Consider the following 22808-nt stretch of genomic DNA (forward strand, 5'->3'; position numbering starts at 1 on the left):
CGTATCTTGTCACGACCTTGGTGAAAGATCGAGTAGTGAAGTCGGATGTCGCGTGAGTTCCGCGAGGCCGGGTGCCGCCAGGAGCCCGCGCCGACGGAACTCCTCTGCCTGCAGCACGCTCCACGGACTGAGCAGGAACGGCGCCTGCGCGGCGACGTCGAGGAACGACGACGGCGCCACCCATGCCCACTCGAGCACTTCGCCGGGGTCGGGAGCGAGCGTGGTCGGCAGGTCGGCGAAGTACACCGGGCACACCTCGTGCTCGACGATTCCATCGGCAGCCACGGCGCGATACCTGAAGTCGGGCAGCACGAGCCGCACGTCGTGCGGCTCGACCCCGAGCTCGCTCCCCACCCGTCGCCGCACCGCGAGCTCGGGATCCTCGCCGGGCGCGGGATGCCCGCAGCACGCGTTGGTCCAGACCCCGGGCCAGGTGCGCTTGGCGAGCGAACGGCGGGTCAGCAGCATCCGCCCGTCGGCTGCGAAGCCGTAGCACGAGAAGGCGAGGTGGAGGGGGGTGTCGGTGTTGTGCACCAGCGCCTTCTCGGTGACGCCGATCGGGGCACCGGTGTCGTCGAGCAGCACGACCTGCTCGATGCCGGCCTCGACCTCGTGGCCGGCCTCGACCCCGTGGTCGGCCTCTATCTCGTGGTCGGCCTCGGCGCCGGGCCGCGTGCTCACGACGCGACCGTCGCTCCGGGCACCTGCGCCGCCTGCAGCACGAGATCGCGCACGCGGGCGGCGGGCACCGTCTCGGCCGCCGCCTCCCAGAAGGGCAGCGTGGCGTCGGAGCAGAGGAGGAGCGGGGTGTCGGCCGACGACTCGGGCAACCGGCCGTGCGTGCCGCGCACGCATGAGGGATCCAGCGGGACGACGTTCATCGTGTACCGCAGTCCCAGGCGTTTGCGCACGAGGTTCATCCCGGCTCGGAGCTTCACCAGCGGGTCGGCCGGGTCGAGGAACAGCTCCGCGGGGTCGTAGCCCGGCTTCTTGTGGATCTCGACGCCCCGCGCGAAGTCGGGCGCGCGCTCGTCATCGAGCCAGTAGTAGTACGTGAACCAGGCACCCGGCTCGGCGATCGCGACGAGCTCGCCCGACCGAGCGTGGTCGAGGCCGTAGCGCGCCTGCTGCTCGCGGTCGATCACCTCGTCGACGCCCACCGCACGCTCGAGCACGTCGCGCACGCGCGGCACGTCGGCGGGATCGGCGACGTACACGTGCGCGACCTGGTGGTCGGCGACGGCGAACGCCCGCGAGGTCAGGGGGTCGAGCAACTCGCGACCGTGCTGCACCTGCACCTCGAGCAGGCCCGCGCCCCGCAGCATCCGATTGATGTCGACGGGGCGGTCGGCCGGCGCGATGCCGTACTCGGCGACGGCGATGACGGATGCCCCGTGCGTCCGTGCGTCGTCGAGCAGCGGCGCGAGCGCGGCGTCGAGGTCGGCGGCGGCACGGTCGGCCTCGGGGGAGTCGGGACCGAACCGCTGCAGGTCGTAGTCGAGGTGCGGGAGGTACGCCATGACGAGGTCGGGGCCCTGCTCGCGCAGGATCGTGCGGGTCGCCTCGATGATCCAGCGACTCGAGCGGATCGACGCGGTCGGGCCCCAGTAGTCGAACAGCGGAAACGTGCCGAGCTCGTCGGTGAGCCGGTCGTGCAGCGCCGGCGGTCGCGTGTAGCAGTCGGGCGACTTGCGGCCGTCGGCGTGGTAGACCGGGCGGGGCGTGACCGTGATGTCGGTGCTCGCGCCCATCGCGTACCACCACCCGATGTTGGCCGCGGTGAAGCCCGGATCCGATCGGCGCGCCGTCTCCCACACCTTCTCGCCGCCGACGAGCGCATTGTGCTGTCGCCAGAGGTTCACCTCGCCGATGTCGCGCAGGAACCAGCCGTTGCCCACGATGCCGTGCTCGGCCGGTGCGAGACCGGTGAGCATCGTCGACTGCACGCTGCACGTGACCGCGGGCAGCACCGTGCCGAGGCGGGTCTGCACACCGCCCGCGGCGAGGGCGCGGAGCCGCGGCATGTGCGCGAGCGCCCGCTCGGTGAGCCCGACGACATCGAGGAGGAGCACGCGGGTCACGATGCGACCTCCTCGAGCACGGCGCTCGCGTTCGCGCCTGCGGCGGGCACGGCGAGCAGCTCGTCGGTCGCCCAGCGCACCTCCGCGGCGATGCCGGCGACGAGGTCGGCCTGGCCGCCCGGGAGCACCGACCACGTGTAGGTCTCGATGTCGAGGTGGGCCTCGTCGCCGTGCCGCGTCTCGCGCACGGCGGCGCACGCGGCCCGCAGCACGTCGGTGGTCGCACGCAGCGGGGGCGTCGGCGCGAGGTGCAGCGGCACGTGGAAGTGCACCCGCCAGGGGCCCTGCGCCGGCAGGGTCGCGAACGCGTCGGGGAGGTCGTCGACCGCGCGCACGGCGCCGTCGGAACCGAGCTCTCGGGTCTGATGCAGGTAGCGCTGCTCGACGAACGCGGCCACGGCCTCGCGGCTCGCCGGGTCGGCCGGGTCGTCCACGTGGAGTGCGGCGGATGCCTGGACCTTCACGATCCGGATGCCCGCCGCCTCGACCGTGCGCACGGTCTCCGTCGGGTCGGCGAACGACACGGCGAGGTGGCACGTGTCGAGGCAGATGCCGACGTGCTCGGGATCGATGCCCGCGCCGGGGTCGGAATCGCGGCCGAGGCGCGGGGCGAGCCATCCGACCACGTCCGCCACGGTGTCGAGCACGCAGCCGGGTTCGGGCTCGATGGCGAGGCGCACCGTGCGACCCGTGCGTGCGCGCAGCTCGCGCAGGCCGTCGGACACCCGCCGGAGCTCCGCCGTCGCCCGCGCGTCGTCGGCGCCGGTCCACGGGGTGCGCCAGCCGAGCGGCAGCGTCGAGATGCTGCCCGCCCCGCCGGGCGGCAGCAGCTCGGCGAGCACGTGCGCGCAGTCGAGGGTGTAGTCGGCGCGCCTCGGATCGGTCCAGTCGGGGCGGTACACGTCGAGCTTCACGACGTCGGCGTGGAACGCCGCATACGGGAACGCGTTGACCGTGCGCACGTCGAGGCCGTTCGCCTCGAGCCCGGCGCGCACCCGCTCGCGTGCGTCGGCGTCGGCGGCGAGGCGCCGTGCGAGGTCGGCCGGCAGCCACAGCCCGACCCCGAGCCGGTCGAGCCCCGCGGCCCGCCGCGCCGGTCCGGCGTAGGCGTCGAGCTGGGCGAGCACGCCGTCGAGGTCCTCCGCGGGGTGCACGTTGGTGCAGTACGACAGCTCCATCAGGCGCGCACTCCCCGCAGGACCGAGTTGCCCTCGAAGGTCGCGCCGGTTTCGGCGAACGAGACGCCCGCGGCATCCGAGTCGCCCGCGGCATCCGTGTCGAAACCGGGAACCGGGTCGAGGTTGAGGCGACCGCTCTGTCCGTAGAAGGCGACCGGGTTCTGCCACAGCACCACGTCGACGTCGTGCTCGGTGAAGCCGGCGTCGAGCATCGCCTCGGCGGTCGCGCGCGTCTTGAGCGGGTCGGAGTGACCCCAGTCCGCGGCGCTGTTCGCCAGCATCCGCTCGGTGCCGTACTCGCGGAGGATCGCGACGAAGCGCCGCTCGTCCATCTTGGTGTCGGGGTAGATGGAGAAGCCCATCCAGCATCCGCTCTCGGCCACCGCGGCGACGGTCATCTCGTTGAGGTGGTCGACGACGACCCGCTCGGGCGCGAGGCCGGACTCGCGCACGACGTCGAGCGTGCGCAGCGTGCCCGCCGCCTTGTCGCGGTGCGGGGTGTGCACGAGCGCCGGGAGCCCGTGGCGCAGGGCGAGCTCGAGCTGTGCGGCGAACACCTCGTCCTCGGCCGGCGTCATCGAGTCGTAGCCGGTCTCGCCGACGGCGACGACCCCGTCCTTCGCGAGGTAGCGGGGGAGGAGGCCGAGCACCTCGCGGCATCGCGGGTTGTTCGCCTCCTTCGGGTTCAGGCCGATCGTGGCGTGGTGGCGGATGCCGTACTGCGCCGCGCGGAACCGCTCCCAGCCGATGAGCGCGTCGAAGTAGTCGGCGAAGCTGCCGGGATTGGTTCGCGGCTGTCCGAGCCAGAACGACGGCTCCACCACCGCCCGCACGCCCGCGTCGTACATCGCGAGGTAGTCGGTCGTGGTGCGCGAACTCATGTGGATGTGCGGGTCGAAGATGCGCATGGTCATTCCCCCTCGGGGTCGGTCGCGGTCGCGAGTCGGGTCATGTCGTCGGTGATGGGACGGGATGCCGCGCGTCGCTCGGCCACGAGGGCGGCCACCATGCGGGCGAGCTCGCCGTCGGCGCGGCGCTCGAGGCCCGAGACCGCCGCGAGCGGGATGCCCATGAACAGCGCCTTGAGCACGCCGTGCCGCCACGAGTGCTGGTCGAGGTGACGCGCCGCGAACGGGCCGAGGGCGGCGGCGACCAGGCGCGGGTCGTTCGTGCGGAGTGCGTCGGCGACGAGGTCGAGCCCGACGGCAACGATCGGCGCAGCTTCGGGGCCGGCGGGGCCGGCGGCGCCGGCGGCGCCCAGGCCTCGCAGCACACCGCGACGTTCCGCGTCGTCGCCGAACCGGTACAGCTCGTCGATCGCTCGTGCGGCGTCCTGCGGCGGGAGGGCCGCGAGCGTCGCGCGGAGCAGCTCCTCTCGCGCTCGATCGTCGAGGGTGCCGTGCACGAGGCCGAGCGGGTCGTCGTCGGGAGCGAGGGGGTCGCGGCCGACGGCGCGTCCGGCCGCCGGGAACAGCTCGGCGACGCGCGCCGGCTCGGCGGCGATCGCCAGCACGCTCTCGTGGATCCATCCGTCGTTCATCGTGCCTCCCAGGCGTGGTGCAGTGCGGTCATGCAGCGCGCGGCGACGGCCGGCGCGTCGTGCGCGTGTCGCGGCAGCTCGACGGCCGCGACGCCGCGGTAGTCGAGTTCCTCGAGGGTGCGGAGCGCGACCGCCAGGTCGAGTGCGCCGTGCCCGAGCTCGAGGTGCTCGTGCGCGGACGGCAGCATGTCGTCGACCTGCACGTTGCGCAGCAGGGGTCCGGCCGCGCGGAGGGCGCCCGCCACGCCGCCCGGCTCCACCACGACACAGTGACCGAGGTCGACCGTGAGGCCGAGCACGGCCGGGTCGCCGAGGTCGGCCCGCAGCCGGAGCGCATCGGCGACCGTCTCCACGAGCATGCCCGGCTCGGGCTCGAGGGCGAGGGCGACACCGGATGCCGCGGCGTGGGCCACGAGGCCGGCGAGTCGCTCGCGCAGCCGGTCGCCGCCCTGCTCGGCGGCGACCCCTTCGGGCAGCACCCCCGACCACAGCGACACGCACTCCGCGCCGAGGACGCCGGCGAGGTCGACGGCACGCCGGAGGAACGCCTCGCGCAGGCTCGCGTCGTCGTCGAGGAGCGTCGGCCGGTGCTTGCGGAACGGATCCAGCGTGTAGCGCGCGCCCGTCTCGACCACGACCCGCCACCCCAGGTCGTCGAACCGCCGGCGCAGCCGGGACGCGGTGCGATCGGCGTCGCTCGCGAAGGGGTCGACGTGCGGATGCCCCAGGGTGAGCGCCAGGGCGCGGTAGCCGAGCCGGTCGAGCACGAGCAGCGCGTCGTCGAGCGTGTGGTCGACGAACCCGTTCGTGCCGTACCCCAGCGTGAACGCCGCCCCAGGCAGGGCGGATGGGGCGATAGTGCCGGTGGGCTCCGCGCTGCTCATGTGACGTCGCCGGCCCGCCGCCTCGCCATGAGGAACCGGCGGGTGCCGTCGAGGGCGGCGAGACCGAGCGCGACGGCGAGCGAGCCGCTCCGCGCGACGAGTGCGGCCTGCAGCGGCACGACCGAGCCGATGCCGGTGCGGGTGGCGTCGCGCACGCGGGCGGGCGACGGGTCGTCGGCCGCGGCGAGCTGGCTCGGCAGCGCCGACGCGAGGTAGCCCGCCGCGCCGGCCGCGCCCGCGACGCGCGCCAGCGGGGCCTGCACCGACGGTGCGACCGCCTCGATCGAGGCCGCTGCGGCCCCGGTCGCGGCGAGCGCCGTGCCGAGGTCGGCGGCGGAGCCGCCGTGCACCTCGCCGCGAGAGAGGGCGGTGACCCCTGCGGTGTGGGTGCCGATGGTGAGCGCCGCCGGGAGGGCGCGCGGTGAGCCGCCGGCTCCCATCATCACGTCGAGTGCCCGGCAGGCTGCCATCACCAGCGGGCCGGCGGCGGTCGGCTTGGCCACGACGTCGTAGGCGACCACAGCCGCGGCGAGCGGCACCGCGACCGCGAGCGAGCGCCGTCCGCCTCCTGCGGCGGCCAGTGCGAGCCCGGCCACGCCGCAGGCGGCGGCGACGGCCAGCGCCTGCCGGGGTCGCACACGACCCGACGGGATCGGCCGCTCGGGGCGTTCGATCGCGTCGACCGACCGGTCGGCCCAGTCGTTCAGGGCCATGCCGCCGCTGTAGATTGCCGCGGAGGCGAGGGGGAGGAGCCATCCGCGTCGCGTGAACCCGCCGGCCGCCGCGTGGGCGCCGACCGCCGTGTCGCCGAGCACGGTGAGCGCCGCGGGGGCGCGCACCAGTTCGAGCACGTCGCGGAAGGTCGTCACCGCGTGCCGCCGAGTGCGATCGACTCGGGCGCCACCGCGAGTCCGGTCTCGGCGGCCCACGACCGCAGCGCGGTCGCCTGGTCGGCGAAGGCGTGCACGTCGCTGCCCCACGGGTCCTTGAAGAAGAACCCGAACGCCGGGAGCACGCCGTACTGGCCGGCCGCGTCGGCCAGGGAGAGCAGGCGTGCCAGGTCGATCACGAGCGGCGCGGCGAGCATCGAGTCGTACGCGCTCCAGGTGGTCTGCAGGGTGATCCGCGTGGCGAGGAAGCCCTCGGCGTGCACGTGGTCCCAGGCGGTCTTCACGTCGCCCAGGTCGGGCACGTTGTCGATGTGGAGCGGGGCCACCACGTGCTCGCCCACCAGACTGATCAGCCCGCGGTTCTTCGATACGAGCTTGCTGCGCACGGCCTCGGGGTCGGCGAGCGTCGCACCGTCGCCGCCGCCGAGGAGGTTGGTGCCCGCCCAGGAGTGCACGTGCATGCCGCGCTCGGTGAACATGGGGGCGAGCACGGTGCGCAGCAGCGTCTCGCCGGTCTTGCCGTCCTGCCCGGCGTAGGGGATGCCGCGGCGGTCGGCGAGTGCGCGCAGGGCCGGGAGCCCGATGCCCGTCGACGGTGTGAAGCACGCGTAGGCGCTGCCCGACTCGATGGCGGCGAGAGCGGCAACCGAACTCGGCGGGAGCACCGCCTGCGTCGGGTCGTCGAGGGCCGCGACGAGCAGATCGGCGTCATGGAACTCGGGTCGGTCCTCGGGCAGCGGCTCGGTCGACGAGACGTCGATCACCACGACGTGCGCGAGCGAGTGGCGGGCGCGGAACGCGGAGATGTCGTCGCTCAGGCGGCGGACGGCCTCGGCCTGGGTACCCTCGTGGGTCGCAGGGTCGTAGCCGGGGCGGATCTCGGCGTCGACGTCGCCGAGCGTGTGGCGGACCGCCGCGACGATGGCCGTGGGGAGCATCCCGACGTCTGCGAGCACCTCGGCACGGGCCGCCAGCGACACGGTGCTGACGTCATGGCCGCCGAGGACGATCTCGTCGAATGCGGGAAGCGGAACGCCGGCGAAGCCCGGCCCCGCGGTCGTGCACCCGGTGGGCGGTGCGATCCCGGCCGCGAGCGCCTGCACGCCCACGGCGGCCGTGGTGGCCACCGAGCCGCGGGCACCGTTGAGCCAGAGGCCGACGCGCCCTCGGGTCCACCCGCCGTCGGGTGCGGTGCGGGTGTGCTGGATGTCGGGGGTGGTGGTCACGTCGGTCCTCCTGGTTCTTGTTCGTACGTGTCGGTTGTCGACGTCGTGTCGGTCGTGTCGCCGCGGTGCGTCAGCGCTCGCGGCGGCCGAGTGCGCGGGCGAGGTCGGTGAGGTGGGCGGCGAGCATCGGAGGCAGGCCGTCGGCGGCGGCGCGGATGCCGCGATCGAGGTGCCGATCGATGACGTCGTGCACGGCCGCCCGGGCACCCGTGGCCGTCACGATGCCGCGCACGCGTTCGGCGTCGGCCTCGGTCGCACTCGGCCGCCCGAGCACGTCGTCGATCACCGACCGTTCGGCGCCGCCCGCGCGGGCGTGCGCGATCCGGATGTGCTCGGTGCGCTTGCCGTCGCGGAGGTCGGACAGCGCGGACTTGCCGGTGACGGCCGGCGAGCCGAACAACCCGAGGTCGTCGTCGCTCAGCTGGTACGCGGCGCCGAAGGCCGACCCGACCCGCTCCAGAGCTCCGAGGAGAGCCGGGTCGTCGGCGCCCGCGGCGAGAGCGCCGAGCGTCAGGGGAAGCGTCACGCTGTACGAGGCGGTCTTCAGCAGCGCGACCTGCAGTGGTTCCGACCGGGCGGGCGCGAGCATCTCGGATCGCAGGTCGAGGAACTCCCCGGCGATCGTGCGCTCGACCGCCTCGAGGGCGGCGCCGGCGAGGCGCAGCCGCATCGAGGCGGGCGCCGGGGCGTCGAGGAGTGCGAGCACCGCGGCATTGAGTGCGAGGTCTCCGGCGAGGATTCCGGATGCCTCGCCCTGCCGTGCCGCGGCGGCCGCGCCGAGACCTGCCGCGCGCGCCTCGCGTTCCACGAGTCCGATCACGTTCGGCCGGCCGTGCCGCACACGGTCGCCGTCGATGACATCGTCGTGCATGCACAGCCCGATGTGCAGCAGCTGCTGTGCGCCTGCCACGCGTCGCAACAGCGACGCGTCGGAACCCTGGAGGCCGTAGAAGGCGGCGGCCACCAGGCGCGGGCGCACGTGCTTGCCGCCGTCTGCCGCCCTGGCTGCTTCGATGAGGCGGGCCATCGCCGGCCCGGCGGCCGCTGCTCGACGGGAGACCTCCGTCCACAGTTCGGAGGCGAGCCGGGGTGCATCGGACATGAACGCATCGACCCGGGCGCCGAGCGCCTGATCGACCACGGCCGTGCCGGCCGAAGCGGCCGCAGGGGCACGGGACATGCAATCCTCCGTCGACGATGACAAGGCGAGAGTCACGGAGTCGCGCCGGAACTCAGGGCCGATCGAGGCTTCGAAGAGGCCATGTGTCGATCTGCTCTACAGGTTCAGGCTAGATCGCCGAATGTTGCTTGTCAATTATGCGGCATATGCATGGTCGCCCACCAAAAGTCGACAACCGCCGTTGATTGATGGGAGACGGCGCGCCGTGACGCGAGTTGGTGGTCGACCGCGACACGTTTGCGGTGACCGAGCGCTTCGGCTGCGGCATCCGCTCATCGAACCCATAGGAAACGCATAGAGCGACGCGGATACTGGAGGCATGAACTCCGGACCGGTCACCGCCTCCCACCGCGCCCCGCAGATCGCGAAGGGCGACGGCTCCATGGTGCGCGTGCTCGTCGTCGACGACGAGCATGCGCTGACCGAGCTGCTGAAGATGGCCCTGCGCTACGAGGGCTGGGACGTGCGCACCGCGGCCGACGGCCTGGGCGCCGTCAAGGTCGCGCGCGAGTTCCGGCCCGACGCGATCGTGCTCGACATCATGCTCCCCGACATCGACGGCCTCGAGGTGCTGCAGCGGGTGCGCGCCGACGGCGCCGAGACGCCCGTGCTCTTCCTCACCGCGAAGGACTCCCTCGACGATCGCATCGCGGGGCTCACCGCCGGCGGCGACGACTACGTCACCAAGCCGTTCAGCCTCGAAGAGGTGGTCGCGCGACTGCGCGGACTCATCCGCCGCTCGACGCTGACGCTCGCGCAGGCGAAGGACCCGGTGCTCACGGTCGGCGACCTCGGTCTCAACGAGGACTCGTACGAGGTGGAGCGCGCCGGCACGCCCATCGAGCTGACGGCGACCGAGTTCGAGCTGCTCCGCTTCCTCATGCGCAATCCGCGCCGCGTGCTGAGCAAGGCGCAGATCCTCGACCGGGTCTGGTCGTACGACTTCGGCGGCAAGGAGACGGTGGTCGAGCTCTACATCTCCTATCTGCGCAAGAAGGTCGACGCCGGCCGCGAGCCGATGATCCACACGGTGCGTGGCGCCGGCTACATGCTGAAGGCCGCCGGATGACCCGACCGGGCGATCCCGGCCACGCCGCGTCGTCGCGAGCGGCGCTGGCGCCTCGAACCCCGGTGATTCCGGGAACGCCGGCCGCCGGCGACCTCGACGAGCACCCATCGACGGATGCCGCGGTCCGCCCCCGCCCGCTGACCCTGCGCCGGCGCCTCCTCCTCATCGTCGCGGCGCTGCTCGTGCTCGTCTCGGCGATCGTGGGCCTCGTCAGCGTCGCCGTCTTCCACGGCTCGTCGCTCGCCGGGCTCGACGCGAGCCTCGACGACGCGATGTCGCGCGCGAACGTCGCGATCGACGCCCAGCCCCCGGGCTTCCCCGGCGATCCGTCGGTCGAACCCGACTTCATCCTGACGGTGCCCGGTCAGTCGGCGGGCACGCTCGCCGCGCTCGTGCGAGCCGACGGCGCCGCCCAGGCCGGGTACATCGCCGACGCGGGCCGCGTGCTCGACCTGCCCGCCCCGTTCGCCGAAGCCCTGGCGGCGGTGCCGCCCGACGGCGAGCCGCACACGATCGACGTGGGCAGCCTCGGTTCGTACCGCGCGCTCGCGATCGAGCCCGCGGGTGCGGACGGCATCTCGGTGGTGCTCGCACTGCCGCTCGCGGCAGTGAACGCCGATACCGCACAGCTCGCGCTCACCATCTCCCTGGTCGCCCTCGGCGGCCTGCTGCTCGCGCTCGCCCTGGGAACGATCATCGTGCGCCGTGCACTCAGTCCGCTCGCCGACGTCACGGCGACGGCGCAGCGGGTCTCGGTGCTGCCGCTGGATCGGGGCGACGTGGCGCTCGGCGAGCGCGTACCGGTCGAGGACGAGCGCACCGAGGTCGGACGGCTCGGCGCCGCGTTCAACCGCATGCTCGGGCACGTGGCATCCGCTCTCTCGGCTCGAGAGCAGAGCGAGCAGAAGGTGCGCCGCTTCGTCGCCGACGCGAGCCACGAGTTGCGCACGCCGCTCGCGTCGATTCGCGGCTACGCGGAGCTCACGCGCCTGCACGGTCGGGAGCTGCCCGACGACGTGGTGCACGCGGTCGGCCGCATCGAGTCGGAGTCGGTGCGCATGACGGCGCTCGTCGAGGACCTGCTGCTCCTCGCCCGCCTCGACGAGGGCCGCGAGCTCGCCGCGCGGCCCGTCGACCTCGGCCGCGTCGTCGTCGAGGCCGTCGGCGACGCACAGGCGGCGGGCCGCGACCATGAGTGGGAGGTACGGATTCCGGATGCCGCGACCGTCGTCACGGGCGACGAACCCCGGCTCCGCCAGGTCGTCACGAACCTCCTCGCGAACGCGCGCGTGCACACGCCCGAGGGCACGAGCGTGGTCGTCGCCCTCGAACGCGACGCCGACGAGGTCGTGCTCACGGTCGACGACGACGGGCCGGGCATCCCGCCCGAGCTCCTCGGCTCGCTGTTCGAACGGTTCGCCCGGGGCGACTCCTCCCGCTCGCGGCGGGCGGGCAGCACGGGCCTCGGGCTCGCGATCGTGCGCGCGGTCGTCGAGGCGCATCACGGCACCGTCGAGGTGTCGAGCGAGCCGGGGTCGACCCGGTTCAGTGTGCGGTTGCCCGCCGCGGAAAGAGATCGCGCTGGTCAGCTCGCCACGCGATAGCGGAGGTAGACGACCCCCGAGCCGAAGGTGCGGGTCTCGGCGAGCTCGAGATCCACCCGGCGCTCGTGCCGGGGAAAGAACGGAATCCCGCCGCCCACCAGCACCGGGTAGACCACGGCCCGGTACTCGTCGATCAGACCCGACGCGGCCGCCTCGGCGGCGAGCGTTGCGCCGCCGATCGCGATGTCGCCCTCGCCCGGCTCGGCTCGCAACCGCTCGATCTCCTCCGCCAGGCCGCCGGAGGCCAGGCGGGCATTGCCCTGCACCGCGGACAGCGTGGTGGAGAACACCACCTTCGGGAGCGGGTTCCAGAGCGCGGCCCACTCGAGCTCGGCGTCGTCGAGCGACGCCTCCTGGTCGGCGGTCTCCCAGTACAGCATCGTCTCGTACAGCCGTCGTCCCAACAGGTGGACGCCGACCTCCCGAATCTCGTCGATCCAGAAGCGGAAGACCTCTGCGTCGGGCGCCGTCCAGTCGAAGCCGCCATCAGGCCCGACGATGTAGCCGTCGAGTGAGACGCCCATCGAATAGGTCACCTTGCGCATGAGAGGTCCTCCTCGGTCATGGTTCCGACAGTATCGCCCCACCTGCGGGACTCGTCGCGGCTCGCGGATCCCCTGGGCTTCATCCCGGGCGTGCCAGCTTCGACGGGTTCGCAATGGGCGAGCCGAAGCCTGGAGTCTGCAATGGGCGAGCACGTTGATCGGTGGAGCGCAACCCCCGTAGCGCAGCGCGACCCTTGTTGTTGAGTAGAGAAATGAGCAGGGTCGTGAGGTCATGGCAGTATCGGCGCCAGTGCGTGTGAGTGTCATCGTTCCGGTGTTCAACCCCGGACCGGGCTTCGATGAGCTCATTCAGTCCTTTGATCGCCAGACCTTGTCGTCCCGAGAATTCGAGGTGATCCTCTGCGATGACGGGTCGGACGAGTCGACCCGACTTCGACTCGAGCAGGTCGCACGCGCCCGCTCGAATGTTCGCGTCCTTACGCTTGCGCACACCGGCTGGCCGGGAACCCCCCGGAACTACGGCATAGAGGCCGCACGCGGTGAGTATGTGTTCTTCGCGGATCAGGACGACCGGCTGTTCGAGGGGGCGCTGCAGAAGTTCTGCGACTACGCGGACCGGTGCTCATCCGATGTCGTGGTCGGCAACGTCGTGGGCATCGGACGGAGGATCCCGCGCCAGATCTTTCGCCGTGACGTCCCGCGCGCAGTGCTCGGAAAGGATCCGCTCCTCGAGCTCCTCACACCGCATAAGTTGTTCCGTTCGTCGTTTCTCCGAGAGAACAACATCAGGTTCCCGGACGGCCGGGTGCGGTTGGAGGACCATCTCTTCGTGATGAGGGCATACTTCAGCGCGGGAACGATCTCGATCCTGGCAAGTCAACCCTGTTATGCCTGGGTGAAGAATGAAGGCAGCGCCAGCTCATCGCGAATCGATCCGGTCTCGTACTTCCCCCATCTGGAAACCGTGCTCGACCTCGTCGAGGCCAACACGGAACCCGGTGAGTTACGGGACACCCTCCTGCGCCATTGGTATCGCGGAAAGATCCTGAAGCGGCTGGACGGACGACGCATGGTTCGTTACCCCGACGACTATCGCGAACGCTTCCTCGACGTCGTCACTCCCATCGCCCAAGCGAGGTTCGGTTCTGCCGTAGAGGACGGTCTCCCCTTTCCGCTGCGAATCCGCTCTGCTCTGCTCCGCGCCGGACGGCGCGACGACCTCCTCCGTCTCGCCGAGTTCGAAGCCGAACTCGAATGCCGCGCCGAGGTGACATCGGCCCAGTGGACACGCGGCGGGAAGCTCAACCTGACGGTCCACGTTCAGGTTGTTCGTGACGAGGAGAATGCGCTCATCTTCGAGCTGGGCGAATCGCCCGCGGGGTCAGTGATCGGTCCCGCGCAAGCGGCGGATCTGCGGCCCTCGGTGTGGCGACCCCCTGAGGACCTCGGCCACGATCTCCTCCCGCGGAATGCCCTCGATGCAAGCCGAGATCTTCGCCGAGGCCGGGTCGAGCTTCTCCTCCGCGACGAAGTCCGCAACACCGAGCGCCGCATCCCGGGACGCGCACCGCAGGACCTGTCCGCGAGCGTCACGATCGATCCGCTCCGAATCTTCAGCCGTCGGGATCCATCCGTCGGGGGACAACTCGTGGCGCAGGTGCGTCACGCGGGCTGGACTTTCGAAACGGAACTCCGAGCAGATCAAGCAACCTTGGACACCGCGAAACGCTCACCCATCCTCGCTGGGCGGAAATGCGAGCTGGTCGTGCGGAGTGATGGCACCGTCGAGTTTCGCCGCGACTGGCCTGCAGGACGCGTGCGGGACCTCGCCGCGCGCGCGGTCCGCTTCGCCTATTCACTCGCGCGTAGAGCCGTTCCTCAGCAGGTCCGAAGACTCCGCTCTCTTCCTGGGAAACCAGGATGTCGGCGACGCTCGAGATCTGGTCGCTTGCGGCGGTCGAACAGTTCGACGGGCTCAGGGAGCCGAGCTGTCGAGGTCAGCGAACTGTCGCGTCGGGCGCACCCGCCTCCGCCGCATCCGCACCCGGCACGACGACCACCTCCGCGGTGAGCCGGCCGAGCAGGCGTGCGAGCTCGTCGACATCGGCGCCGGGCCACGTGCGCAGCCGCGCGTAGAGCTGTCGTTGCATCCGTGACCCCTTCCGGCCGATGATCCCGATCGCGGCGGGCGTCGCCTCGATGAAGCGCGCTCGCCGGTCGTCGGGGTCGGCGACGCTCCGCGCCAGGCCGAGCGCCTCGAGCTGCTTGATCTGCCGGCTGACGACGCTCTTGTCGATCACGAGCGCCTCGGCGATGGCGCCGGCGTGCATGCGTCCCCGGTGCACGACCGCCGACAGAATCTTGTACCCGACCGGTTGGAGGTCGGGGTGCACCGCGGCGGCCGCCTCCTTCCAGACGGCACGCACCCGGACGAAGAGCAGCCGCAGTTGCTCCTCCACCGCCGCGATCTCGTCGTCGGTGGCCGTGCGCGTGTCGCTCGAGGGGGTCGCGCCGGTGGACGTCATTTCGTCACCGTTCTGCCTCGCGCGAGTCGGCGCCACGGCTCGCTCCGATCGTCACGGCCTCGCCGGCGTGGCCGTCGGGGTGCGCGAGACCCACGGGAGCAAGGGCGACGGATGCCGCTCCCGCATCGATCGCGGCGTCCTCCGCGTCTTCGACCTCCGCCGTTCGGTCGGCCTTCGCCCGCTGGATCGCGGTCTGGGTGCCGAGGCCGACGTTCGGGAGGAAGGCCACCGCGATGAGCGTGACGATCGCAAGCGGCACGGCGGCGAGGAAGACGCTGCCGATGCCGGTGCCGTAGGCCGACTCGACGACGACGCGGAGGAAGTCGGGCAACTGGCTGATCTGCGGAATGGCGCCGCCGGCGAGGGTCTTCGCCGCCTCGAGCTGCTGCTCGGGCTCGAGCCCGAGAATGCCGGTCTCGAGGTGCTCGGCGACGACGGTGCCGAGGATCGAGCCCATCACCGCGACGCCGATCGTGCCGCCGAGGCTGCGGAAGAACGTGACGGCACTGGTGGCGACGCCCAAGTTCTTCACCTCGGTCGTGTTCTGCACGACGAGCACCAGGTTCTGCATCAGCATGCCGACGCCCGCGCCGAGCACGAACATCGCGACGCCCACGAACCAGAACGCCGTGTCGTAGTGGAGCTGCCCGAGGAGCAGGCTCCCGACGATCATGAGCACGCCGCCGGCGACCATATAGCCCTTCCACTTGCCGCGGCGGCTCACGAGCGCGCCGACGACCGTGGAGGCGATGAGCACGCCCGCCATCATCGGAATCGTGAGCAGGCCCGACTCGGTGGGGGTGGCACCACGCGCCAGCTGCATGTACTGGCTGAGGAAGACCGCGGTGCCGAACATGGCGACGCCGACCGAGATCGACGCGACGACCGAGAGCGTGAACGTGCGGTTCTTGAAGAGACCGAGCGGGATCACCGGCTCCTTGACATTGAGCTCGACGACGATTGCGATCACGAGCAGGAGAGCGGCGCTGCCGACCATGACGAGGCTCGGCGCCGAGATCCAGTCGAAGTCGGTGCCCGCGAACGTGACCCAGAGCAGGAGGAGCGAGACGCCGGCCGAGATGAGCACGATGCCGGCGTAGTCGATCGAGACCCTGCCCTTCGGATGCCGCGGCAGGTGCAGCGTGCGCTGCAGGAGCACGAGCGCCACCACCGCGATCGGGAGCCCGACGAAGAAGTTCCAGCGCCAGCCGAGACCGTCGGTGATGACGCCGCCGAGGAGCGGGCCGCCGACCGTGGCGACAGCCATGACCGCACCGAACAGCCCGGCGTACTTGCCGCGCTCGCGGGGGCTGATGATGTCGGCCATGACGATCTGGCTGAGCGCCGCGAGGCCGCCCGCGCCGAGGCCCTGGAAGACGCGCATCGTGATGAGCGTGCCGGTGTCCTGCGAGAATCCGGCGACGGCCGAGGCGACGACGAAGATGACGAGCGCGAGCTGCAGCAGCAGCTTGCGATTGAAGAGATCGGCGAGCTTGCCCCAGATCGGCGTCGAGACGGTGGTCGCCAGCAGGGTCGCCGTGACGACCCAGGTGAACGCGGACTGGTCGCCCTCGAGGTCGGAGATGATGAGCGGCAGCGAGGTGCCGACGACCGTCGATGCGAGCATCGACACGAACATGCCGAGCAGAAGCCCCGAGAGGGCGGTGAGCACCTCGCGGTGCGTCATGCCGGTGTCGCTCAGTTCGACGGATGCCGCTGCGTTCGGGTTCTTCTTCGGTGCGCGATTGCGCGAGGCGAGCGCCATATGACTCCTGCAATTGATTGACAGATGTCAACCATATCCAGGTAGTTGATCGTTGTCAACTATTCAGCACGGCGATGGCCTCGATCTCGACGAGCGCATCGGGGCGTCCGAGGGCCGCCACGAACAGCACGGTGATGGCGGTCGGATGCTGCCCCCACACGCGCATCGACGCAGCAAAGCCCTCGTCGACCGACTCGCCCGCGGCGACGTACACCGCCATGCGCACGACGTTCGACTGGTCGGCGCCGCCCTCTGCGAGCACCGCGAGCAGGTTGCGAAGCGCCTGCTCGGTCTGCGGGCCGAGGCCGCCCTCGACGATGGCGCCCGAGGCATCCGTTCCGTTCTGGCCGCCGACGTAGAGCGTGTCGTGCGCGCCGCGCACGAGCACGCCCTGGCTGAAGGCGGGGTTCGAGAAGAGCGCTTCGGGATTCAGGTGTGTGATCTCCATGGTTCCGGTCTACCGCGACCCACTGACGCGAGAGATCGATCGGGGCATCGCGGGCATGCGAGGGGCCGGGCCCGTCGAGACGGACCCGGCCTCCGGCGATGCCGGCGTCGGCGCGCTACTGCACCGGCGCCTCGGGCGGCGGCAGCTGCACGTCGCTCTCCGGCTCGACCGTGACGCCCGGGAGGCCGCGAATGCGTTCGACCGCGTCGGGCGCCGCGCGACCGGTCACGATGCCGAGGTCGCCGAGCGTCTCGTCCACCTCGAGTCCGGCGCCCTGCAGCTCTGCAAGCGCGTCGTCGACGCCGCGGCCCTGCACCGTCACGTGCACCCGGTCGTTCGCGGCATCCGGCTCGCCCATCATCGGTCCTTCGGTGCCACCGGGACGGGCTCGATCGGGCCGGGGTCGACGACCGGGCCCGGCCGCCACGGGACGGGGCGGTAGAACCAGATCGGGCGGCGCCGCGTGGGTACCACGGCGAGCCCGGCCCCGACCTCCAGGGCGGGCAGCGGAAGCGCCTCCGCCGTGCGCACCAGCTCCTGCCAGAGCGCCCGGTCGCGCAGGCCGGTCTTCTGGGCGAGCGTTGCCGCGACGCCTGCGACGTGCGGGGTCGCCATGCTCGTGCCGCTCTTCACCCCGTACGAGCCCTTCGACACGGGCACGGTGGAGTACGTCGCGACACCGGGCGCCGCGATGTTCACCTCGCCGCCGTTGCCGTTCAGGCCCACGCACGAGAACGGGGCGCGCTGGAGCGCCTGGTCGAGGGCCGCGACCGCGAGCACCGAGGGGCTGTTGGCCGGTGCGCCGACCGGCGCCCACCCGCTGTTGCCTGCTGCGGCGACGATGAGCGACCCCGCATTCAGGGCCGCGGTGGCTGCCTGCTCGTAGTACGTGAAGTGCGGCTGGCCGACCGCGACGGCAGAGCCCAGCGACATCGAGATCACGTGCGCGCCCTGCTGGATCGCCCACTGGATGCCCGCCAGGATCTGGCCGCTCGTGCCGCTGCCCTGGTCGCTCAGCACCTTGCCGATGAGGAGCCTGGCGCCGTGCGCGACGCCGTAGCGTCGCTGCGTGCCCGACGGCACCTTCGGACCGGCGGCCGTGCCCGCGCAGTGCGTGCCGTGCGAGTGGCCGTCCTGCACGGGCTGCCCCGGGATGAACGACTGGCTCGCGAGCACGCGCCCGGCGAAGTCGGGGTGATCGAGGTCGATGCCCGTGTCGAGCACCGCGATCCTCATGCCGTAGCCCGACCATGGGGCCGTCGAGAGGATCGGCGGAATCGCGCGAACGGCCTTGAGGCCCCACGTGGAGGTGTCGGTGTCGACATACGTCTGCGCCGCGTCCACCTCGTCCTCCTCCGCGTCGGTGTCGTCGTCGGCCTCGTAGTCGACCGCCGGCGGCGCGTCGATCGAGTCGAACGGGTACACGTAGACCTCGGGCTCCACGGCGAGGATGGGGCTCGCCGAGTCCCCGACCGCACGCGAGAGCGCACCGAGCTGCTCGGGTGCGGAGTCGACGACGGCGATCCCGAGCTCCTCGAGGTACACGTCGCCTGTCGCTGCGGCGGCGGGGTCGTCGAGCCCGCGGGGCGCGCCGATGTCGAAGCCGGCGACGTCGCGGAGCTCGCGGGTGGCCGTCGCGTCGTCCACCGGGGCGAAGGTGATGATCTGCCGCCCGGTCGGTCCTTCGGGCACTCGTCCGACGGCGCTGTCAGTGTTCATGATCGGTTCCTTCGTTCAGGGGCGTCGTCGGATGCCACGGGGAATTCGAGGCGCGACGCCCGCACTGGGCACAGTCTCGATCGGTATGGATGACGCCGCATCGGGGGACACACTGAGGCATCCTCATGTTAGTCCCGGCTGGCCGCGCCCGCTCCATTCCGATGTCAGAATTCAGGAACCCTCCCGGCGTGTCGTGGTCCCGCCGCGGCGTGTCGTGCCTGAGGCGCCGGGCGCGTCCTGAATTCCGAACCGGGAGGACGGGGACAGGGGCGTGGACGGCGGGGTGGCTCAGCGTCGATTTGGCCGCGCACGCGGCATCCGCTAGCCTTGACGGAGCCGAAGACCGCTGGTTGTCGTGCTGCCCAGGCAGAGCGACCGAAGTCTTGCGAAAGCAAGTGCCCGCGCAGGTGTGACGAAGACTTCCGGGTGATCCGGCCGAGCTCCGCGCAACTGCGCCGGAGCTCTTTTCTTTCTCCACGAGCTGTGTTCACCAGAACAGGCCAGCGCTCCGAGGCCGTGCACCGCCACCGCGATGCACGTTGAAGACACAAGGAGTGGCCATGGCGAACAAGGAAGCCTCGGTTGCCGAACTCACGAACCTGTTCGAGAGCTCGACCGCCGTTCTGCTGACCGAATACCGCGGCCTCACTGTTGCCCAGCTCAAGACGCTGCGCAAGTCCATCAGTGGGGACGCGAGCTACGCCGTGGTGAAGAACACGCTGACCAAGATCGCGGCCAACAACGCCGGGATCTCCTCGTTCGACGACGACCTCAAGGGTCCGTCGGCGATCGCGTTCGTGCATGGTGACCCGGTCGCCGTCGCGAAGGGGCTGCGCGACTTCGCCAAGGCGAACCCCCTCCTCGTGGTCAAGGGCGGCTATTTCGATGGCAAGCCCCTGACCGCCGAAGAGGTAGGCAAGCTCGCCGACCTCGAGTCCCGCGAAGTGCTGCTGGCGAAGCTCGCCGGTGCCTTCAAGGCCTCGCTGTTCGGAGCCGCATATCTGTTCAACGCACCGCTGTCGAAGGCCGTTCGCACGGTCGACGCGCTGCGTGAGAAGCAGGAGTCCGCTGCCTGAACGGGCCTGGGCCGGTCTGCAGAGTCGGTCCCTGAGCCTGTCGAAGGGCACGCGGTGAGTAACCAAGAAATCTAAGGAGAAGAATCATGGCGAAGCTGTCCACTGAAGAGCTGCTCGAGCAGTTCAAGGGCCTGACCCTCATCGAGCTCTCGGAGTTCGTCAAGGCGTTCGAGGAGACCTTCGAGGTCACCGCGGCCGCCCCGGTCGCCGTTGCCGGCCCTGCTGCCGCCGGAGGCGGCGCCGCTGCCGAAGAGGTCGAGGAGAAGGACTCCTTCGACGTCGTCCTCGAGGCTGCCGGCGACAAGAAGATCCAGGTCATCAAGGTCGTCCGCGAGCTCACCTCGCTCGGCCTCGGCGAGGCCAAGGCCGTCGTCGACGGTGCTCCCAAGGCCGTGCTCGAGGGCGCGAACAAGGAGACCGCCGACAAGGCGAAGGCCGCGCTCGAAGAGGCCGGCGCCACCGTCACCCTCAAGTAGTCGCGTGCGCTCGCGAGAGCGCCGCAGCTCGAGGTGACCTGCGTCACCTGAATACACGGATGCCCCGTGGCCGACTCAGACGGCCACGGGGTATCCGTCGTCTTCGAGGCAGGTCAGGAGCAGTGCCCGTTGCGGACCTTCACGTCGACGTCGACGTACCTCGGCCGATAGTTGTCGACCTCCTCGTAGAGGTCGTTCGTGTCGAAGCTGTTCACGTTGTAGGTGATCATCAGCGTGTGCCCGTTGCCCAGCTCGGGGTGGGCCTTCGCGTTGTACGTGAAGACGTTGCCCGACGTCTCGGGGGTGCGGTACAGCTCGGTCTTGCCGGTGAACGGGCCCTCGAGGCTCTTGCTGCGATACATCACGATGCTCGCGCTGAGCGCCTCCGTCGCGTCGCCCGTGACGAGCGTGTAGCGGCCCTGGTACTTGCTGACGCTGAACTCGTTCGACACGCCCTCGAGGATTCGCTTCGAATTCGCCGGATCGGTCGACCATCCCGCGTCGCCGAGGTACTCCCACGCACCGTCGGCCAGGTCGCCGCCCGCGACTCGCGCGAGATGGGCGAACTTCTGCGACTGGAGGTCCTCGACGCCGTAGACGTAGGTGTAGCCGGCCTCAGGATCCTCGTAGATCGCGGATCCCCAGTTGACGCCGTCCGTGGCGAGGTCATCGACCGAGCGCAGCTCGAGGGTCGACGCGTCGAAGGTCGCGACGCCGTTGCCTGCGAACGCGAAGTCCCACATGGTGTCGCCGGTCTTCACGAACTCGACCAGCATCACCTGCAGCTCGTCGCCGTGCACAGTGGCGTCGCCGAACCAGTACCAGTTCTTTCCCTCGTCGGCGCCGGCCACCTTGACGAGCGACTCCGGCGCGTCGAGAGTACCGCCCGTGTGGGTCGTGAGCTCGCCGTCATCATCGACGACGATCGAGTTGTGCACGAACGGGGAGTCGAGCGGGCGCCCATGGCTCTCGTTCACCTCGCCGAGGAAGGTGTCGGAGTAGATCCACGCGATGCTGCCGTCGGGCAACGGAACGCTGTAGGCGGAATCGGCGCCGGTCCAGCGGCCTGCGGTGTCGCCGTAGTCGCCGAAGCGGTCGCGCAACTCTTCATTGACGGATGCCGAGATGCGGGCGCAGTCGGCGGCCGCGGTCGCGGTGAGCGGGGCCGAGGTGGCCACGAGCGCGACGGCACCGGCCGCCGCGATCAATCCGAGCCGGCCCGCGCGGGGGATGGGTCGTCGAAGCATGGTGGAGCTCCCTTCCGGCGTCGTCGCCGGATCCGGGGGACCGCTGCGGTAGCACCGAATCCCTGTTAACGTTACCAAGAGCGGAGCGTAGCAGCGGGTCCCACCGCCGACAAGGCCGGCTGGTGCGGCGCGAACGACAGCCGCGCGGCGCGGTAGTAGCGTGAGAGCGGCCAAACCGGAGGCCGCGTGCGGGAGGAACCAACCAGATGTCCGACGTGAGCCACGGCGACCGGCCGCCGACGATCAAAGAGGTCGCCGTGCACGCCGGGGTCAGCCCGATGACGGTGTCGCGAACGCTCGCTGGTGGCGTCAATGTGCGACCGGACCTGCAGGAGAAGGTGCTCGCCGCCGTGCGCGAGCTCGGCTACCACCGCAACGAGAACGCGCGGAGTCTGCGGCCGGGGCAATCGAGCGGCCTGATCGGCGTCGCCATCACGAACCTGGGCAACCCCTACTACGGCAACTTCGCGCTCGGTGTGGAGGAGGTCGCCGCCGAGTACGGGCGACGTATCGTGCTGGGCAACACCGGCGAAGACCCCGGACGTGAGCGCCAGCTCATCGCCGACTTCATCGGTCGCCAGGTCGAGGGCCTCGTGCTCGTGCCGTCGGGCGGAGCATCCGACCACCTGCAGCCCGAGCGGCTCGGCGACATTCCCATCGTGCTCGCGTCGCGTCGCGTCTACGGCCTCGACGTCGATGCCGTGCTGCTCGACGACGTGGGCGGTGCGTACCGTGGCACGAAGTCGCTGCTCGACGCGGGGCACAGCCGCATCGGATTTCTCGGCAACGTGCGCTCGGTCTTCACCGGGCAGCGTCGGTACGAGGGGTTCTCGCGTGCGCTCGGCGAACGCGGCCTCGAGCCCGATCCGCGGCTCGTACAGCGCGAGCAGCAGGATGTGGATTCGGCGCGCGCCGCCATGCGACACCTGCTCGACCTCGACGACGCCCCGACGGCGGTGTTCAGTGCGAACAACCGCAACACGGTGGGCGCCCTGAAGGAGATCGGTCGCCGGCTGCGTGACGGGGCGGATGTCGCGGAACTGCCGGCGATCGTGAGCTTCGACAACTTCGAGCTCGCCGAGCTGATGCCCGTGCCGGTCGCCGTGATCGACCACGACGCGCGTCAGCTCGGTCGTGAGGCCGCGCGCCTGTTGCTCTCCCGGCTGAGCCCCGGCGGCCGACGCGCGCCGGCCCGCCTCGTTGAGATGCCGGTGACGCTCGCCTCGTCGCCGTCGCCGTCGCCGTCGCCATCGCCGTCCTCGTCGCCGACATCCGCGCCGGCCGACTGACCGGCCTGCCGCCGAGCGCCACCCGCTCGAGTCGGCCGTTCGGCTTGCCTCGGGCGGTGGGCTTCGCTATGGTAACGTTACCAAAGCGCGCACGCCGACGACGAG

At 71.1% G+C, this 22808-nt stretch carries 22 protein-coding genes; 6 read left to right on the forward strand and 16 right to left on the reverse strand.

Features of this window, described 5'->3' with window-relative positions; all coding sequences use genetic code 11:
• Nucleotides 1–9: 9 nt before the first annotated feature.
• The 9 genes from idi to ACFWN7_RS06325 form a co-directional block, all read right to left on the reverse strand.
• A complete protein-coding gene (gene idi / locus ACFWN7_RS06285) occupies nucleotides 10–597 on the reverse strand; it encodes an isopentenyl-diphosphate Delta-isomerase (protein ID WP_376937924.1) in 588 nt (195 codons plus the stop codon).
• Between the two features lie 80 nt (nucleotides 598–677).
• Nucleotides 678–2081, reverse strand: coding sequence for an alkaline phosphatase family protein (locus ACFWN7_RS06290; RefSeq protein ID WP_376937891.1), 1404 nt, complete (start codon nucleotides 2079–2081; stop codon nucleotides 678–680).
• Nucleotides 2078–3259: a metabolite traffic protein EboE gene (gene eboE / locus ACFWN7_RS06295; RefSeq protein WP_376937892.1), complete on the reverse strand. Its 1182-nt coding sequence runs from the start codon at nucleotides 3257–3259 to the stop codon at nucleotides 2078–2080. The genes ACFWN7_RS06290 and eboE overlap by 4 nt, the downstream gene beginning before the upstream one ends.
• A complete protein-coding gene (locus tag ACFWN7_RS06300) occupies nucleotides 3259–4173 on the reverse strand; it encodes a TatD family hydrolase (protein ID WP_376937893.1) in 915 nt (304 codons plus the stop codon). The genes eboE and ACFWN7_RS06300 overlap by 1 nt, the downstream gene beginning before the upstream one ends.
• Nucleotides 4170–4799, reverse strand: a complete 630-nt coding sequence (locus ACFWN7_RS06305) for an EboA domain-containing protein (protein WP_376937894.1) — start codon at nucleotides 4797–4799, stop codon at nucleotides 4170–4172. Before ACFWN7_RS06305 ends, ACFWN7_RS06300 begins: the two co-directional genes overlap by 4 nt.
• Nucleotides 4796–5683, reverse strand: a complete 888-nt coding sequence (locus ACFWN7_RS06310) for a sugar phosphate isomerase/epimerase family protein (RefSeq protein WP_376937895.1) — start codon at nucleotides 5681–5683, stop codon at nucleotides 4796–4798. The genes ACFWN7_RS06305 and ACFWN7_RS06310 overlap by 4 nt, the downstream gene beginning before the upstream one ends.
• The gene (locus ACFWN7_RS06315; protein ID WP_376937896.1) at nucleotides 5680–6552 is read right to left on the reverse strand and encodes an SCO3242 family prenyltransferase; all 873 of its coding nucleotides are present in this window, start codon (nucleotides 6550–6552) and stop codon (nucleotides 5680–5682) included. The genes ACFWN7_RS06310 and ACFWN7_RS06315 overlap by 4 nt, the downstream gene beginning before the upstream one ends.
• Nucleotides 6549–7799, reverse strand: a complete 1251-nt coding sequence (locus ACFWN7_RS06320) for an inositol-3-phosphate synthase (RefSeq protein ID WP_376937897.1) — start codon at nucleotides 7797–7799, stop codon at nucleotides 6549–6551. Before ACFWN7_RS06320 ends, ACFWN7_RS06315 begins: the two co-directional genes overlap by 4 nt.
• Nucleotides 7800–7869: 70 nt before the next feature.
• Nucleotides 7870–8979 carry a polyprenyl synthetase family protein gene (locus ACFWN7_RS06325; protein WP_376937898.1) on the reverse strand — a complete coding sequence of 370 codons (1110 nt, stop codon included), beginning with the start codon at nucleotides 8977–8979 and terminating at the stop codon, nucleotides 7870–7872.
• Nucleotides 8980–9298: 319 nt separating this feature from the next.
• Here ACFWN7_RS06325 and ACFWN7_RS06330 point away from each other — a divergent pair, with 319 nt between their 5' ends.
• Complete coding sequence (locus ACFWN7_RS06330) at nucleotides 9299–10048, forward strand: response regulator transcription factor (protein ID WP_376937899.1); 750 nt, start codon at nucleotides 9299–9301, stop codon at nucleotides 10046–10048.
• Nucleotides 10045–11652 (forward strand): sensor histidine kinase, encoded by a 1608-nt coding sequence (locus ACFWN7_RS06335; protein ID WP_376937900.1) that lies wholly within the window; start codon nucleotides 10045–10047, stop codon nucleotides 11650–11652. The genes ACFWN7_RS06330 and ACFWN7_RS06335 overlap by 4 nt, the downstream gene beginning before the upstream one ends.
• Here ACFWN7_RS06335 and ACFWN7_RS06340 read toward each other — a convergent pair.
• Nucleotides 11634–12197 carry a dihydrofolate reductase family protein gene (locus ACFWN7_RS06340; RefSeq protein WP_376937901.1) on the reverse strand — a complete coding sequence of 188 codons (564 nt, stop codon included), beginning with the start codon at nucleotides 12195–12197 and terminating at the stop codon, nucleotides 11634–11636. The two genes, ACFWN7_RS06335 and ACFWN7_RS06340, sit on opposite strands and share 19 nt — an antisense overlap.
• 232 nt (nucleotides 12198–12429) lie before the next feature.
• Between ACFWN7_RS06340 and ACFWN7_RS06345 the strand changes: the two genes are divergently transcribed.
• Nucleotides 12430–14229: a glycosyltransferase family 2 protein gene (locus tag ACFWN7_RS06345; protein ID WP_376937902.1), complete on the forward strand. Its 1800-nt coding sequence runs from the start codon at nucleotides 12430–12432 to the stop codon at nucleotides 14227–14229.
• Here ACFWN7_RS06345 and ACFWN7_RS06350 read toward each other — a convergent pair.
• The 5 genes from ACFWN7_RS06350 to ACFWN7_RS06370 form a co-directional block, all read right to left on the reverse strand.
• Entirely contained in the window at nucleotides 14156–14683 is a 528-nt protein-coding gene (locus tag ACFWN7_RS06350) for a MarR family winged helix-turn-helix transcriptional regulator (protein ID WP_376937903.1), read from the reverse strand. The genes ACFWN7_RS06345 and ACFWN7_RS06350 overlap by 74 nt on opposite strands.
• Before the next feature lie 4 nt (nucleotides 14684–14687).
• Complete coding sequence (locus ACFWN7_RS06355) at nucleotides 14688–16370, reverse strand: MDR family MFS transporter (protein ID WP_376937925.1); 1683 nt, start codon at nucleotides 16368–16370, stop codon at nucleotides 14688–14690.
• A 133-nt stretch (nucleotides 16371–16503) separates the two neighbouring features.
• Nucleotides 16504–16896 (reverse strand): RidA family protein, encoded by a 393-nt coding sequence (locus ACFWN7_RS06360; RefSeq protein ID WP_376937904.1) that lies wholly within the window; start codon nucleotides 16894–16896, stop codon nucleotides 16504–16506.
• Between the two features lie 115 nt (nucleotides 16897–17011).
• Nucleotides 17012–17257: a hypothetical protein gene (locus tag ACFWN7_RS06365; RefSeq protein WP_376937905.1), complete on the reverse strand. Its 246-nt coding sequence runs from the start codon at nucleotides 17255–17257 to the stop codon at nucleotides 17012–17014.
• Complete coding sequence (locus ACFWN7_RS06370; RefSeq protein ID WP_376937906.1) at nucleotides 17254–18615, reverse strand: S8 family serine peptidase; 1362 nt, start codon at nucleotides 18613–18615, stop codon at nucleotides 17254–17256. Before ACFWN7_RS06370 ends, ACFWN7_RS06365 begins: the two co-directional genes overlap by 4 nt.
• Nucleotides 18616–19175: 560 nt before the next feature.
• Here ACFWN7_RS06370 and rplJ point away from each other — a divergent pair.
• Together rplJ and rplL are read left to right on the forward strand one after the other, a co-directional pair.
• Nucleotides 19176–19691: a 50S ribosomal protein L10 gene (rplJ, locus tag ACFWN7_RS06375; protein WP_376937926.1), complete on the forward strand. Its 516-nt coding sequence runs from the start codon at nucleotides 19176–19178 to the stop codon at nucleotides 19689–19691.
• Between the two features lie 86 nt (nucleotides 19692–19777).
• A complete protein-coding gene (gene rplL, locus ACFWN7_RS06380; protein ID WP_127792363.1) occupies nucleotides 19778–20167 on the forward strand; it encodes a 50S ribosomal protein L7/L12 in 390 nt (129 codons plus the stop codon).
• Between the two features lie 113 nt (nucleotides 20168–20280).
• Here the strand turns inward: rplL and ACFWN7_RS06385 are convergent, their stop codons facing one another.
• Complete coding sequence (locus ACFWN7_RS06385) at nucleotides 20281–21414, reverse strand: DUF4185 domain-containing protein (protein WP_376937907.1); 1134 nt, start codon at nucleotides 21412–21414, stop codon at nucleotides 20281–20283.
• Between the two features lie 206 nt (nucleotides 21415–21620).
• On the opposite strand from ACFWN7_RS06385, the gene ACFWN7_RS06390 reads away from it, so the two are divergent.
• On the forward strand, nucleotides 21621–22703 hold the full coding sequence (locus tag ACFWN7_RS06390) for a LacI family DNA-binding transcriptional regulator (RefSeq protein WP_376937908.1): 1083 nt from the start codon (nucleotides 21621–21623) through the stop codon (nucleotides 22701–22703).
• Nucleotides 22704–22808: the final 105 nt, after the last annotated feature.

The organism is Agromyces sp. NPDC058484 (genome assembly GCF_042720415.1).
GTDB lineage: Bacteria > Actinomycetota > Actinomycetes > Actinomycetales > Microbacteriaceae > Agromyces.

Bases quoted from the DNA above. Each gene is read 5' to 3' on its own strand.
- eboE (WP_376937892.1), bottom strand. From the start codon at position 3,259: ATGGAGCTGTCGTACTGCACCAACGTGCACCCCGCGGAGGACCTCGAC.
- ACFWN7_RS06300 (WP_376937893.1), bottom strand. From the start codon at position 4,173: ATGACCATGCGCATCTTCGACCCGCACATCCACATGAGTTCGCGCACC.
- ACFWN7_RS06305 (WP_376937894.1), bottom strand. From the start codon at position 4,799: ATGAACGACGGATGGATCCACGAGAGCGTGCTGGCGATCGCCGCCGAG.
- ACFWN7_RS06310 (WP_376937895.1), bottom strand. From the start codon at position 5,683: ATGAGCAGCGCGGAGCCCACCGGCACTATCGCCCCATCCGCCCTGCCT.
- ACFWN7_RS06325 (WP_376937898.1), bottom strand. From the start codon at position 8,979: ATGTCCCGTGCCCCTGCGGCCGCTTCGGCCGGCACGGCCGTGGTCGAT.
- ACFWN7_RS06330 (WP_376937899.1), top strand. From the start codon at position 9,299: ATGAACTCCGGACCGGTCACCGCCTCCCACCGCGCCCCGCAGATCGCG.
- ACFWN7_RS06335 (WP_376937900.1), top strand. From the start codon at position 10,045: ATGACCCGACCGGGCGATCCCGGCCACGCCGCGTCGTCGCGAGCGGCG.
- ACFWN7_RS06340 (WP_376937901.1), bottom strand. From the start codon at position 12,197: ATGCGCAAGGTGACCTATTCGATGGGCGTCTCACTCGACGGCTACATC.
- ACFWN7_RS06345 (WP_376937902.1), top strand. From the start codon at position 12,430: ATGGCAGTATCGGCGCCAGTGCGTGTGAGTGTCATCGTTCCGGTGTTC.
- ACFWN7_RS06350 (WP_376937903.1), bottom strand. From the start codon at position 14,683: ATGACGTCCACCGGCGCGACCCCCTCGAGCGACACGCGCACGGCCACC.
- ACFWN7_RS06355 (WP_376937925.1), bottom strand. From the start codon at position 16,370: ATGACGCACCGCGAGGTGCTCACCGCCCTCTCGGGGCTTCTGCTCGGC.
- ACFWN7_RS06360 (WP_376937904.1), bottom strand. From the start codon at position 16,896: ATGGAGATCACACACCTGAATCCCGAAGCGCTCTTCTCGAACCCCGCC.
- ACFWN7_RS06365 (WP_376937905.1), bottom strand. From the start codon at position 17,257: ATGATGGGCGAGCCGGATGCCGCGAACGACCGGGTGCACGTGACGGTG.
- ACFWN7_RS06370 (WP_376937906.1), bottom strand. From the start codon at position 18,615: ATGAACACTGACAGCGCCGTCGGACGAGTGCCCGAAGGACCGACCGGG.
- rplJ (WP_376937926.1), top strand. From the start codon at position 19,176: ATGGCGAACAAGGAAGCCTCGGTTGCCGAACTCACGAACCTGTTCGAG.
- rplL (WP_127792363.1), top strand. From the start codon at position 19,778: ATGGCGAAGCTGTCCACTGAAGAGCTGCTCGAGCAGTTCAAGGGCCTG.
- ACFWN7_RS06385 (WP_376937907.1), bottom strand. From the start codon at position 21,414: ATGCTTCGACGACCCATCCCCCGCGCGGGCCGGCTCGGATTGATCGCG.
- ACFWN7_RS06390 (WP_376937908.1), top strand. From the start codon at position 21,621: ATGTCCGACGTGAGCCACGGCGACCGGCCGCCGACGATCAAAGAGGTC.